Genomic DNA, 13,082 nt, shown 5'->3' with positions numbered 1-13,082 from the left:
TGATGGCCATGCAGATCGAACCCGCGCAACTGGCAGATAGGGAGGCCGTCATTGCCCTGCTAGAGCAAGGGCACCTATTGACTGAGGATTTACCGACCGGCCTTCCTGATTTTTTCATTGCGAAATACGAGGAAACTCCCGTTGGGGTGGCTGGTTTGGAACGCTTCGGCCCGGTGGGCCTGCTGCGTTCGGTGGCCGTCGATCCGCACTACCAGGGCAAGCAAATTGCCGCCCAACTGGTTGGCCGATTGCTGGAAGCCGCCCGGGCATCCAGCCTGCAAGAAGTGTATCTTATAACCAATACCGCCGACCGCTATTTCGAGCGGCATGGCTTCCAAATCGTCAGCCGGCAGGAAGTGCCTGCGGCTATCCAACAGACGCAGCAATTCAGCGATTTATGCCCGTCATCGGCCATCGTCATGAAACGCGCGCTAATTCAGGATCAATTATGAGTACCCCCCGTCTTTCGTTTCTCGACCGCTTTTTGACCCTATGGATTTTCCTGGCCATGCTGATCGGCGTGGGCATCGGGTATTTTTTCCCGCAGTCGCAGGGCTTCATCAATGGGTTTAATTCCGGCTCGACCAACGTGCCGCTCGCCGTTGGCCTGGTGCTGATGATGTATCCGCCTTTGGCGAAGGTGCGGTATGACGAGCTGCCCAAGGTGTTTGCCAACACCAAAATATTGGGTCTTTCGCTCGTGCAAAACTGGATCGTCGGCCCGCTGCTCATGTTCGGGCTGGCGGTCATTTTCCTGCCTGACAAACCCGAATACATGACCGGCCTTATTATGATCGGCATTGCCCGCTGCATTGCAATGGTGATTGTCTGGAATGATTTGGCGGGCGGTGATCGGCTCTATGCCGCCGGTCTAGTGGCCTTCAACAGCATTTTCCAGGTGCTGTTCTATTCGGTCTATGCCTGGTTGTTCATTACCGTGCTACCGCCCCTGTTTGGCCTGCATGGTTACGAGGTGAATATCACCATCGGCGAAGTGGCCAAAAGTGTCTTCATTTATTTGGGCGTGCCCTTCCTGGCAGGCATGTTTTCGCGGATCATCCTGACGCGTTTGAAAAGCCGCCAATGGTACGAGCAGACGTTTTTGCCTGCCATCAGCCCCATTACGCTCATCGCGTTGCTGTTTACCATCGTGGTCATGTTCAGCCTGAAAGGACAGCTCATCGTGTCCATTCCGCTCGATGTGCTGCGCATCGCCATTCCGCTGACGATCTATTTTGCCATCATGTTCTTTTCGGCCTTCTATCTCTCGAAACGGGCCGGTGCCGATTATGCCAAATCCACCTCGCTCGCTTTCACCGCAGCGGGCAATAATTTTGAGTTGGGTATCGCCGTTGCCATTGCCGTCTTCGGAATCAATTCAGGCGCGGCCTTTGCCGCCGTGGTTGGTCCGCTGATCGAAGTGCCGGTGCTGATCCTGATGGTCAATTTCGCTCTGAAACAACAAAGCAAGTTTGCTCCCTACTACAAAAAGACGCTCCAAAAGCACGCATGAAAATTGCCCTGTTTTCCGACATTCACGCCAACTTGCCTGCTTTGGAAGCGGTATTGGCCGACATCGACAGCCGCCAGCCTGACGCGGTTTATTGTTTGGGTGATTTGGTCGGCTATAATATCTGGCCAAACGAGGTGATTGCCACGATCCGCAAACGCGGTATTCCGACGATTGCCGGGAATTATGATTATGGCATCGGTCGCAGCTCCGACGATTGCGGATGCGCCTACAAAGAGGAACAGGAAAAGTCCAATGGCAAAGTGTCCATTGCCTACACCAATGTCCAGGTGGGCAACGATGAGCGGCAGTATCTGCGCACGCTCCCAACTCATATTCGCGTGGAATTTGAGCTAGGCAACGACCCCGAACACCTTTGGCAGCAACAAACCCCGTTCACGTTGCTGCTGGTGCATGGTAGCCCCCGGCGCGTGAATGAATATCTGTTTGAGGATCGGGGCGACCGCAGTTTGGGCCGCGTGATCGAGGGTGCGGGTGCTGATGTGCTGTGTTTCGGTCATACGCACAAACCCTTCCACAAAGTGGTGAGTGCCAAGGCAGAAGGCCAGGAAACATATTGGCGTCATGCCATTAATATTGGTTCCGTGGGAAAACCAAAGGACGGTGATCCGAGGGCCGGTTATGTGCTGCTGACGATAGACGAAACAGCGCGGCCAGGTTCGCGCGAAGGGGTTACCGTGGAGTTCGTGCGCGTTGCCTACGATGTAGAAAAAGCAGCCCAGGCCGTTGAGCAAAGCGAATTGCCGGATGCCTACGCGGAAGCCTTGCGCATCGCCCGATAATCGATTTACCCGACCGCTCCTAAATTTCCCAGCGTATGAGAAAAATTTTATGTTGGTTCGCCAGTGCCGGGATGCTGTATTTTGTGGCAGCTCCCGGCCTTGCTCAGTCGAGCAGTAATTTTCTGATCGACTACACAAGGGAGGGCGCATGGCGATATACCAGCGTCAGAGAAACACCCTACCAGAGCAACGGGCGCGTCATTCAGCACCAATTAACCGCGCTAGGTAAAAAGCTCAATCATTTGTCGGTGGTCGATGCCCCGGCTTATTCGCAGCTCCAAAGCGACTTACACGGGTACTTGCAACGGCTCGAAAACGATTCCCCCGATTATGGCCGCGCCGAGGTGTATCATTCCGTTTTACTGCGCCTGATGCAGTTCGAGGAGTCGATTAAAGAAAACCTGATCGACAACAGGCACCGTGACCCGCGCCCAATAGACGCCGATGCTGCAAAACAGGATGAAGGTCAGCAAGCCGCCGTGCTACCTTATGCGTTGCTCTTTCGTCGGCAGGATCACCGCTCTAAGCTGGTGCATATCGTTACCAGTGGGAAAGTCACGATTCTAAAGCATGGCCCAACTTACTGCCTGGTGCGGTGCGGCCCCCACGAGGGATATTTGCACAAAGGAATGATCGTTGCATTACCATGATGCAATTGTGCGTTTTACATAATTGCGGATTACTTTTACGAAGAATTGGGGTCTCACAACTAAGTGATACTCAAGCCGTTAAATGGGTATGATTTCAACCGATCTTCTCGAAAACTTTAAGCCCACTTTGGCAACGGCCATTGGCCAACTTCAAGCGGTATTGCATTCGGTTAAAGAAAGCAGCGATCCCGAACGGGAATTAATCCAACTCAAAGCGGCTCAGGTACTTTTATCGAAAAGCGTTTTGCTGCTGCTGGATGATGTTTACCGAAAAGCAATGGCCGAGAAAATTGCTTTCGCGCACCATCATTGCCCCGGTGATTGTGGACAAGAAAATTTGATTGAACGATTACGGCGCATGTTTCCCGATATACCATTGGAGGACGTACCCCAGCGGTTGAAAGAAGCCGAAGCGGTCGAACAGTTCATGAAGAAAATTTTATTAGAAAAAAGTTTGGAGACCCCCCATCCCTCCATCTGAACTTTCGCGCTCACTTAAAATCAATTCATTATGTCTAAACGCACAGTGTTTGCTTCTGTCGCCACCATGTTGGCGGTTGGAGGTATGGCCTATGGCCTAAGCAGCTTCACCAGCCGGAGCGAAACGTGTCCGCTGGAAGGTACGCCCGCTTGCCCGAAGGCAATGTCGGCGCAGGCCGTAGCATCGACCCACGCTAAAACGGTGGCCGATGCGGAATTACCCCCATGCTGCCGGGCAAAGAAAGGCATCTAACGTGTAGAAGGCCCCGAAAGGGGCTTTCTGCTTCTCTGCGTTGTTCACAAGCACACGTCGCTTGCAAATAAACTTTATGGCTTTTCCTGCAAAAAGAAACCGCTGTATGTGATTCAAGTATTTAAGAATTTGCTTAAATAAGCAAATTACTTACCTTTGTTCTGAAATGGAAAATTCCTCAAACTGTGTTCGCGTCTTTGCCGATCAAGAACAGATTCGCCAATGTACCGAGAAAATAAAATATGCCGGGCCAGTCTTTGACCGATTGGCTCAGGTGTTGGATTTGGCAGGCAATGCCAACCGGCTTAAAATTATTTATTTGTTGCGGGAAGAAAGCAATTTGTGCGTTTGCGATTTGAGCGACATTTTGGGCATGACTATTCCCGCTGTTTCTCAGCATTTGCGTAAGCTCAAAGATGCGCAGTTGATCCAAGCCCGGAAAGTCGGCCAGACTGTTTTTTATTCATTGCGGACAGAATCAACCGGCATCTTACATTCGCTGTTAGAACATCTTGAAACGATGCAAACCGCCCCTTGCTAACTGTTTAATTTGGGGCCATAACGATCGCAAAGCTATGAAACTCGCAGGATTGACCGGGCTACTGACCGCCTTTGTTTCTTCTCTCTGTTGCACAGTCCCTTTGCTCACATTGCTGGTGGGTGCCACTGGCTCGGCTGGTGGGTGGGCTTGGCTGGAACCTTTGCGGCCTTACAGTATCGCGCTCACGGTGGGCGCGTTGGGTTGGGCCTGGTACGAACAATTAAAACCCAAAAAAACGATGGAATGTAATTGTGAAACGAAGAAAACATCCTTTTGGCAAACGAAGCCAATTTTGGGCGTAATAACAGCAATTGCATTGCTGCTGTTGGCTTTCCCTTCTTACTCAAACTGGCTGTACCAGAAAAAGAATCAAGCGACCTTGCAACCCGCGCAGGGAGGCACGCAACAAGTGGCCTATGTCACCATCAAGGGCATGTCCTGTGAAGGCTGCGAACATCACATCAAGCAGGAAGTCACCAAGATCAAGGGCGTATCGGCGGTGGATGTGTCGTACCAAAAAGGGGCTGCTACCGTGAAATACGATAGCAAAAAAACCTCTCTGGCTGACATCAAAAAAGCGGTGGATGCCACCGGATACAAAGTCACCAGCACAAAAACGCTTTAAGGAATGACTGTCACACTCGGATCTGTGATTACATGCCCAAATTGTGGCCACCAAGCAGCGGAGATCATGCCGACCGATGCTTGCACCTATTTTTATGAATGCACCTCCTGCCAGACCCTTTTAAAGCCGTTGGCGGGGGATTGTTGTGTCTTCTGTTCCTATGGGTCGGCGAAGTGCCCGCCGATCCAAGAGCAAAAGAGTTGCTGCGCCTGATATGGCTATTGTCAAATCACTTTTCGTGTTCATTTTGGCCGGATTCTGTGAGATCGGGGGCGGATACCTCGTTTGGCTTTGGATGAAAGAGGGAAAACCGCTCTGGTATGGCGTTATCGGCGGCATCATGTTGGCCTGCTATGGCATCGTGGCAACGTTTCAGCCCACTGGATTTGGCCGCGTGTATGCCACATACGGCGGTTTCTTTATTGTCATGGCTCTGCTGTGGGCATGGAAGGTGGATGGATTCCGACCAGACAGATATGATATTATCGGCGCATTGATTGCGCTGATCGGGGTTTGCGTTATCTACTACGCACCCCGACATTAATCAAAACAGCCTACCGAACGGCAGGCTGTTCAAGTTTGTCGAGTTCCATCACCAGATAGACCATTTCCTTTGTTTCGGCGGAATCCCCCATTTCCAGGGAAATAGGGCCTTCTTCAGGCTGAAAGGTCAGGTGAAACACCAGCCAGGGGCAGCATACCCGCTCGAATTTGATAAATTCAGCCAGGTCGCCAATGATAGCATTATCGGACTTTTCAAACACCAGCTCGTAGCTATTCGGATGCTCAACGGCGCGTGACACCTTTTTAAAAAGCGTCTGGTGCAATTCATTCATGCGCTTGATCTGGTCTTTGTCTGTAAGCTTGCAGGCGAGCGCGATTTTTTTCTTTAAAACGGCTTGGGTTTCCATCGTCTTTGTTGTTTTTGTCTGAGCCAGGCAGGACAATACGAGCAGCCAGGCCAACCCGGTAAGCATGAGTGATTTCATGGTTTTTCTGGTAAATTTAAACGGTGGAGTATAGTCCACTGTCAAGCGTTTCACCGATAAAATTATGCTCATCGGCATCATTGCCCAGGAATCAGGCTTTTCCCGCGATACGATCCGGTATTACGAAAAAATCGGTCTGCTGCGACTGCCCAAACGAGCCAGGCGGGAAAACAACTACAAGGAATATTCCCCGGCTATTTTATCGCGGCTTCGGGCAATCAAGGAATTAAAGAAAATCGGCTACACGCTGGCAGAAATTCAGCAGGTCATCGCCTCCTACGAAACGGGCGGGATGGATTGCATCGCAGGCAAAGGCCAGGTGCTGGAAAAAGTGCGACTGATTGAGGAACAGATCGTGCAATTGCAAACCCTCAGACTGCAATTGTTGGAAGCGGTTGCCGATTGCCCCGACCATTGCAAAATTGCTGCCATTTTAGATGATACTCTGATGGTTCGATAGAAGGCCGCTAGCAATGACCGCAGCAGGCCGCAACATCGTTCGATTTCTCGAAACTCTCCTGCCCTTCTTTGAAGGAGAACCAGGCTAGCCCCAGCATACCAGCTGCATCAATGTAGGGTAGATGCAGCAACTCATACAGCACACTCGATGCCAACAACACCACCGACATATAGACACAAACCATTGTGCATTTGCCATCAGTAATAATAGAGGCTGAACTGAGCTGTTCGCCTGTGCGAATCTTCCACCTGGCAAGCACTCGCATAATGGCAATGGAGAGCAGAGATACCACGATTCCGGCCACGGTCGTTTCCGGCTTTTGATTCTCCCAAATACTGACGCCCGCGCCGATCATCAAACCTGCCACCAGTACATACAAGCAGACGCCCGTGATTTGAAGAGCCAGCTTTTCAAAGCGGCCCCGATCTTTGTTGCCGAACCGACGCAAACGGGCGATCATGGCTAGGATACCCAAGCCGGAAATGACTTCGATAAAACTATCCGCGCCAAAGCCTGCCAAGGTCAAGGCTTCGTCTTGTGCGCCGAAATACAATGAAACCAAGCCTTCGCCGATATTGTACACGACGGTAAAGAGGGCCAATCCCGTGGCAATGTTCCACCGTTTATCAACGGGAGGATTAAGTGTCGTTTCCATAGATTCTTGTATTTGTAACCCGGAAGGCAGGGAAATAATTTATCCGCCTTCTTTGATCGTTGTTCCTATATAAACGAGCGTTTATACAGGAACACTTCTTTTTAAAGGATATTGACCTTGTCTCAAGAAAGGCTAGTGGCTGTTGCACAACTCCACTTAGGAATTTAAGTGGCCTTTTCTGTATCTTAAGGTATGCAAGGCCGAAAAGAGTATACCGAAAAGCAAATCACTTGTTTTCAGTTGTCCAGCCGCGTCCCTAAGCACAACTTCTACCGTCGGTTAAAGGAGACGCTCGATCTGACCTTTATCTATGAGGCCACTAAACAGCTCTATGGCCATACCGGAAACCCTTCCATTGACCCAGTCGTATTCTTCAAATTCATGCTCATCGGTTGCCTGGAGAATATTACTTCCGACAGAAAGTTAGTCGAGCATTGCTCGCTACGCATGGATATGCTGTACTTCTTGGGCTATAACATTGATGAGCCATTACCCTGGCACTCCACGTTGAGCCGTACGCGACAACTTTATCCGGAAGCACTCTTCGAAGCCGTGTTCGATAAAGTGTTCGGCCTATGTGTAGCTAACAACATGGTGGCTGGCCGTAGGGTAGCCATCGACTCAGCGCCTGTCAAAGCGAATGCGTCGATGGAAAGACTGTTAGAAAAACAACCCAACCTACCTGGTCCCAGACTGGTCCAGTCGGCTGAGGATCAGCCCGGGACTTCCATAGCCCAACTTAGCCCCCGTCATCCTGCGTCGGTGATTACCGCAGCCGATCACCAATTGAGACGGCTGAAAAAGCATCAGCAAAACCTGAAAAGTGCACCGACTACCTTGGGAGCTGGTAACGAAAAGGCAAAGTTACTGAGTAACAAAACCCACTACAGCCCAACCGATCCTGACGCCCGCATTTCCATCAAGCCGGGTAAAGCCCGCAAACTTAACTACCATTGCAATCTGGCAGTTGATACCGCCGAGGGGGTCATTAGCCATGTGCAGGCCGATTTTGCCGATGGTCGAGACAGCCAGTGTTTGCCAGATATTACGCTGAAACTTCAGAAACGGTTAGCCGCCAATGAGCTGCGCCTTGAAGAGGTACTGGCTGATACGGGTTACTCTAATGGCGGTAACTATGCCTTGCTGGAGGGGTGGAAAATCACGGGGTGGATACCTGTGTTTGGTAAGTACAAGCCACAGATCGAAGGCTTTCCCTATGATCCTGAAAAAGATCACTTTACCTGCTCGCAGGGTAAGCGTTTACCCTTTAAGACGTTCGACAGGAACGCGGACGGAGGCTTATTGAAGGTTTATCGAGCAGCTTACCAAGACTGTCAACAGTGCCCCCTCAAACCCACGTGTGTTCCTAAGAGCCAATGCCGTCAGATTATTCGTTCGGCCTATGATCCACACTATCGACGAGCCCTAGAACGCCAGCAAAGCCCACGAGGCAAGCGCATGAAGCGGTTACGGAGTGCGACGATAGAACCAGCCTTAGGCAGTTTGGTCGACTATTATGGGTTACGAAAGATAAATGTACGAGGCAAAGCTGGGGCTCACAAGGTGATGCTCATGGCAGCAGTGGCCTTCAATCTGAAGAAGTATATGAAGTTCACTACCAAGTCTACCGTCAGCCAAGCCATAGCCCTAAAAGTGGAGTGGTCATTGGCTTCTGGTGACACTTTTCTAAGCTTTACCATGATTTATCTCAACTGAGATGGGGCAACGAGGTGAGAAAATCTGACCACTAGCCTACACAGAGAGAACAACCGATGTAAAAAGCGGAGTTGTGCAACAGCCACGCTACTTTTCTTGAGACAACTTTGTACACTGCTGGCTTAAACGACGAATTATCTCCCTTTCCGCAGAACTACCCACCCCTTTTTCATTTAAGACTGTCAAATGAAGAGCTAACTGCTTCAGTTGTAGAAATATGAGAAAGGTCAGGAATTTATGTAACTAAGATCATCTCATTGAACCCACGCACTTCTGACCTTTGATACAGATTATTATATAATCCAGTGATCTTGCTTGGTACGCTAAATGGGTGAAGCCTACGGATACAACAAGCGAGTCGCCTTGGGTAACTACAACCAACTTTTAACAAGACCATCATGAAATCACTAGCACTCGTTTTTCTTTTTGTCTGCCTGGTTACCAGCCCCTTTTATACGTATGCGCAAGGTGCCAATTATAAACAACCGATGACGATCAATGCCACTGGGCAGGTGAAAGACGTTACGGGAGCAACGATTGGACTCGTTACCAAAGACAAGATGATACAGGATGCGAAAGGTCACAAAATGGCCTTTGTGGACGGGCAGGGCAACTTAGTCGATGCCAAAACGAACAAAAAGCTGGGGCATATGGGAAAAGATGGGAAAACCTATATGGATGCCAATGGCGATCTGATGTTCACCATCAAAAATAATCCGGATAAAACCTGTGACATTTTTAATGCTAAGGGCAAAAAAATCGGGAATGTGCATGAAAGCTACAAAGGAACAGCCTGCGCACTGCACTGCTTTGAGAATCAGCATACCCATATGAATAAGCAGTAACGGTACGAAATCTATAATTAACAGGGTTAAGGCCCAGTCGCTAAAGCCCTTTATTGCTTTGGTGACCGGGCCTAACTTTAAGAAAAATAGTTCATTGAACGGGATAAAATTGACCGTAAAGGCGTAATAGCTATTCCTGTTTGGGGTTAAGACTCCGCTTTAGGAGTTGCGCGTTCAGTGCTACAATCACTGTACTTGCACTCATTAATACGGCACCCAAGGCCGGACTAAGCACAAAGTTGGGGTACAGCACCCCAGCCGCCAGCGGAACGGCAATCACATTGTAACCCGTCGCCCAGAATAAGTTCTGAATCATCTTGCGGTAGGTAGCCTTTCCAAAATCAACCAGGTTGGTAATATCGGTGGGTTTGCTGTTGACTAAGATAATGTCGGCAGTCTCAGCGGCAACATCGGTGCCGGAACCTACGGCGATGCCTACGTTGGCCTGCGCTAAGGCGGGAGCATCATTAACCCCGTCGCCGGTCATGGCTACGAATTGGCCTTTTGCCTGTAAATCCTTTACGATCGTTACTTTCTCGTCGGGCAGCACCTCGGCGAATACCCCGTCCAAACCCAGTTCTTTAGCAACGGTATCGGCTACTTTCTGGTTATCACCAGTGGCCATATACACCTTTATACCCGACTCCTGTAAGCGTCGAACGGCTTCTTTAGAATCATCGCGTATACGGTCAGCTAAGGCTATGTAACCCATAAGTTGATCGTTCATCAGAACGAAGATTACCGTTTCGGCATCGCTGCCGGTTGCATCCGGGGGCAGTTTGATCTCTTTCTCTTTCAGATAGCCAGGGCTGACAACCACAACCGATTTTCCGTTCACGGTAGCCGTAACGCCTTTACCCGTAATGGATTGAAAGTTGCTGATGGATGGCAAATCCAGTTTCCTTTTCTGAGCCTCACGAACAATGCCCTGGGCAATCGGGTGTTGTGACTGTTGTTCCAAAGCGGCTGTCATACCTAACAAGGTTGTCTCGTCCATCTCTGCCGACAACACCTTGACGCGTGTAACGCCAAACTCGCCTTCGGTCAGCGTACCGGTTTTGTCGAAAACCATCGCGGTAATTTTGCGGGCTTCCTCAAAGGCAGTCCGGTTGCGAATAAGTAGTCCCTTTTGGGCTGAAATGGCTGTGGAGATGGCTACTACCAGCGGAATTGCAACGCCCAAGGCGTGGGGGCAGGCTGTCACCATTACCGTAACCATCCGCTCGACAGCAAAAGCGACGTCTTTACCCAGCCAGAGCCAGGTTACAAGGGTAATTAGCCCCACCGACAGGGATACAATGGTTAGCCAGCCCGCTGCGCGGTCAGCCAGTGTCTGGGTTTGTGATTTGGCATTCTGAGCCTCCTCAACCAGTTTAACCACTTTGTTGAGGTAGCTGTCTTCCCCCCGATGGGTGACCTTAATTTTGAGCGACCCTTCTCCGTTAACCGCCCCGGCGATAACCGTATCGCGCAGCGCTTTCTGTACGGGCACACTTTCACCCGTTAACATACTCTCATTGACCGCACTATCCCCCTCAACTACCTCACCATCAGTCGGAATACGTTCTCCGGGTCGAACCAGCACTACGTCGCCAATAGCCAGTGACGTGACGTTTACGTCGCTGATGGTATCTCCATTCACCTTGTGGGCATCAGAAGGCAACATCTGTACGATCAACTCCAATGAGTGTGAGGCTCCCGCTACTGATTTCATCTCGAAATAATGTCCCAGCAGCATGATATCAATCAGCGTGGCCAGCTCAAAGAAGAAATCCATACCACTCAACCACCCCACCGATACGACGACGCTATAGACATAGGCGGTGGTGATGGCTACGGCAACGAGCGTCATCATGCCCAACTGCCGATTCCTCAGTTCGCCGATCATACCCGTTAGGAATGGCCAGCCGCCGTAGCCATAAATGATGGACGCAAGCACCAGCACCACCCCATTCCGAAAGGGGAAGTCAAGGGTGTAGCCCGTCAGGTCGCGAAACATCATTGACAGGAGGACAACCGGCACCGACAGGGCGAGACAAATCCAGAACCGGCGTAAAAAATCGGCGATCATGGCTCCATGATCATGCCCCCCGTGTCCCCCATGACCGCCTTGCTTACCATGTCCCATCTTAGAATGATCCATCTGGGCGTGATCCATCGACTCATGTTCCATCCCTATGCCGCCCTGATGTTGCTGGGGACTGTCGGGTCCACTGTGGCCATCGTGCCCAATATGTTGCAGTGCTTTCTGTTCAGCGGGTGATTCGGCAGCAGACCCTACGCGGTTTGCATTTGGTTCGTGGTCATGGGTGGGATTGGCAGGCAACCCGCTTGCCTGATGGTCGGTATGTATAGGGGCTGGCTCATCACGGGCTTCCATCACATGAAACGATCCGACCGTCGAAACCAGTTGCTGTATGTCGGCAGCGGAAGGATGATGCTCAACCGTAAGCAACGCTTCGGGTGGGTCAACGGTTAGCCGGGCGTCGATGATGCCCGGCTGACCAATCAAACGCTTTTGGATGGCTTCGGCCTGCTCGGTGGTCGTTAAGCCGTGTATCATATACCGGTGCTGATGCGTCATATTCCTGGATCCGTTAGCATTCGTTGTGTATTCTGAAAGCGCAAAACACGCTAGCTCATCAACTTAACTCGCTGGACGTTAAAAAAGGCCATACTACAAAAATTCTGCAAGGCAAGGCCCGAATTTTGCAAGCCTCTGCATCACTCATACCCATAGCTTTGTTTGTTATCGTATTGAGTACACTGCAATTACTTCCACCAGTGCGTGACGGGGTAAGTAGTCAGGTCGGCATTCAACCGGCCGGCGACCCCGTGAGATATTGCCCGATAGAAATGGAGCCAACAATAATGAAAGCGATTCAGCCGGACGATCAGAACGCCGGTAAGGCGGAACACCAGGCAGGTTTGCTACGAATTCGGGGCATGGTGTGCGCCCGGTGCATCGACGTCGTTCAACGTGAACTAACTCAGGCTGGTTTCGATGTCCTTACAGTTCAGTTAGGAAAGGTCACACTTCGAGACGCTTTAACGTCGAATGACATGGAGCGCATCCAGACTGTTTTATCGAAGCAGGGATTTAGTCTTCTGGAGGATCAACAGAAAATGACCGTTCACCAGCGAGCCAAAACCTTTGTTGATTTTTATTTCGCACAGGCGACTGACCTTAGCGAAAGCAACATCGGATCCGCACCGGCGGGGGTGCGGCCTTCCGACCGGCAGAACCGCCGACTATCAACCCAGATTCAGGACGCGCTAGGTCTAGATTATGACACCATCAGCAGTCAGTTTACAAAAACAGAGGGCATCACGCTGGAACGGTATATTATCCTCCGGCGAATCGACAAGGTGAAAGAATGGCTGGTGTACTCAGATGAGACCCTCACTGAGATTGCTCACCGCACGGGTTACAGCAGTGTGCAACACCTTTCCAACCGGTTTCGGCAGCAGACCGGCTTGACTCCTTCCTATTTCCGTCAGGTACGTCAACAGAAGCAAGTATTGCAGCAGGGGACTCTGTAAGCAGCAACCAAT

The 13,082-nt window shown here is 50.7% G+C and carries 17 protein-coding genes; 14 read left to right on the top strand and 3 right to left on the bottom strand.

Going from position 1 to position 13,082, the window contains the following annotated elements:
• The first annotated feature begins 8 nt into the window (after positions 1-8).
• The 10 genes from arsN2 (at position 9) to ACYVGR_RS30265 (ending at position 5,406) form a co-directional block, all read left to right on the top strand.
• Positions 9-452: an arsenic resistance N-acetyltransferase ArsN2 gene (gene arsN2, locus ACYVGR_RS30310; protein WP_460963714.1), complete on the top strand. Its 444-nt coding sequence runs from the start codon at positions 9-11 to the stop codon at positions 450-452.
• Positions 449-1,513, top strand: a complete 1,065-nt coding sequence (arsB, locus tag ACYVGR_RS30305; protein ID WP_460963713.1) for an ACR3 family arsenite efflux transporter — start codon at positions 449-451, stop codon at positions 1,511-1,513. Before arsN2 ends, arsB begins: the two co-directional genes overlap by 4 nt.
• Positions 1,510-2,313, top strand: a complete 804-nt coding sequence (locus ACYVGR_RS30300; RefSeq protein ID WP_460963712.1) for a metallophosphoesterase family protein — start codon at positions 1,510-1,512, stop codon at positions 2,311-2,313. Before arsB ends, ACYVGR_RS30300 begins: the two co-directional genes overlap by 4 nt.
• Before the next feature lie 71 nt (positions 2,314-2,384).
• Positions 2,385-2,963 (top strand): hypothetical protein, encoded by a 579-nt coding sequence (locus ACYVGR_RS30295; protein ID WP_460963711.1) that lies wholly within the window; start codon positions 2,385-2,387, stop codon positions 2,961-2,963.
• A gap of 88 nt (positions 2,964-3,051) precedes the next feature.
• Positions 3,052-3,444, top strand: a complete 393-nt coding sequence (locus tag ACYVGR_RS30290) for a phosphonate metabolism protein (protein ID WP_460963710.1) — start codon at positions 3,052-3,054, stop codon at positions 3,442-3,444.
• A gap of 30 nt (positions 3,445-3,474) precedes the next feature.
• Complete coding sequence (locus ACYVGR_RS30285) at positions 3,475-3,696, top strand: hypothetical protein (RefSeq protein WP_293691102.1); 222 nt, start codon at positions 3,475-3,477, stop codon at positions 3,694-3,696.
• A gap of 166 nt (positions 3,697-3,862) precedes the next feature.
• Complete coding sequence (locus tag ACYVGR_RS30280) at positions 3,863-4,237, top strand: ArsR/SmtB family transcription factor (protein WP_293691104.1); 375 nt, start codon at positions 3,863-3,865, stop codon at positions 4,235-4,237.
• A gap of 34 nt (positions 4,238-4,271) precedes the next feature.
• Positions 4,272-4,862: a mercuric transport protein MerTP gene (merTP, locus tag ACYVGR_RS30275; protein ID WP_460963709.1), complete on the top strand. Its 591-nt coding sequence runs from the start codon at positions 4,272-4,274 to the stop codon at positions 4,860-4,862.
• Positions 4,863-4,865: 3 nt separating this feature from the next.
• Complete coding sequence (locus ACYVGR_RS30270) at positions 4,866-5,075, top strand: GDCCVxC domain-containing (seleno)protein (RefSeq protein WP_460963708.1); 210 nt, start codon at positions 4,866-4,868, stop codon at positions 5,073-5,075.
• Positions 5,008-5,406 carry a YnfA family protein gene (locus tag ACYVGR_RS30265; protein ID WP_460963707.1) on the top strand — a complete coding sequence of 133 codons (399 nt, stop codon included), beginning with the start codon at positions 5,008-5,010 and terminating at the stop codon, positions 5,404-5,406. Before ACYVGR_RS30270 ends, ACYVGR_RS30265 begins: the two co-directional genes overlap by 68 nt.
• Positions 5,407-5,416: 10 nt before the next feature.
• On the opposite strand, the gene ACYVGR_RS30260 is transcribed toward ACYVGR_RS30265, so the two are convergent.
• Complete coding sequence (locus ACYVGR_RS30260) at positions 5,417-5,851, bottom strand: hypothetical protein (protein WP_293691112.1); 435 nt, start codon at positions 5,849-5,851, stop codon at positions 5,417-5,419.
• Positions 5,852-5,915: 64 nt separating this feature from the next.
• Here ACYVGR_RS30260 and ACYVGR_RS30255 point away from each other — a divergent pair, with 64 nt between their 5' ends.
• Positions 5,916-6,311, top strand: a complete 396-nt coding sequence (locus ACYVGR_RS30255) for a MerR family transcriptional regulator (protein ID WP_293691114.1) — start codon at positions 5,916-5,918, stop codon at positions 6,309-6,311.
• A gap of 7 nt (positions 6,312-6,318) precedes the next feature.
• Here ACYVGR_RS30255 and ACYVGR_RS30250 read toward each other — a convergent pair whose 3' ends face one another.
• Complete coding sequence (locus ACYVGR_RS30250) at positions 6,319-6,966, bottom strand: cation transporter (protein ID WP_293691116.1); 648 nt, start codon at positions 6,964-6,966, stop codon at positions 6,319-6,321.
• Positions 6,967-7,158: 192 nt separating this feature from the next.
• On the opposite strand from ACYVGR_RS30250, the gene ACYVGR_RS30245 reads away from it, so the two are divergent.
• Positions 7,159-8,682 (top strand): IS1182 family transposase, encoded by a 1,524-nt coding sequence (locus ACYVGR_RS30245; protein WP_460963706.1) that lies wholly within the window; start codon positions 7,159-7,161, stop codon positions 8,680-8,682.
• A 398-nt stretch (positions 8,683-9,080) separates the two neighbouring features.
• The gene (locus ACYVGR_RS30240) at positions 9,081-9,527 is read left to right on the top strand and encodes a 5-fold beta-flower protein (RefSeq protein WP_460963705.1); all 447 of its coding nucleotides are present in this window, start codon (positions 9,081-9,083) and stop codon (positions 9,525-9,527) included.
• A 130-nt stretch (positions 9,528-9,657) separates the two neighbouring features.
• Here ACYVGR_RS30240 and ACYVGR_RS30235 read toward each other — a convergent pair whose 3' ends face one another.
• A complete protein-coding gene (locus ACYVGR_RS30235) occupies positions 9,658-11,907 on the bottom strand; it encodes a heavy metal translocating P-type ATPase (protein WP_460963792.1) in 2,250 nt (749 codons plus the stop codon).
• A gap of 491 nt (positions 11,908-12,398) precedes the next feature.
• Here ACYVGR_RS30235 and ACYVGR_RS30230 point away from each other — a divergent pair, with 491 nt between their 5' ends.
• Positions 12,399-13,070: a helix-turn-helix transcriptional regulator gene (locus ACYVGR_RS30230; RefSeq protein WP_460963704.1), complete on the top strand. Its 672-nt coding sequence runs from the start codon at positions 12,399-12,401 to the stop codon at positions 13,068-13,070.
• The last annotated feature ends 12 nt before the right edge of the window (positions 13,071-13,082 follow it).

The organism is Spirosoma litoris (assembly GCF_054776755.1).
The sequence above is the reverse complement of the archived record's forward strand: the minus strand, read 5'-3'. Positions and strand labels throughout refer to the sequence as shown.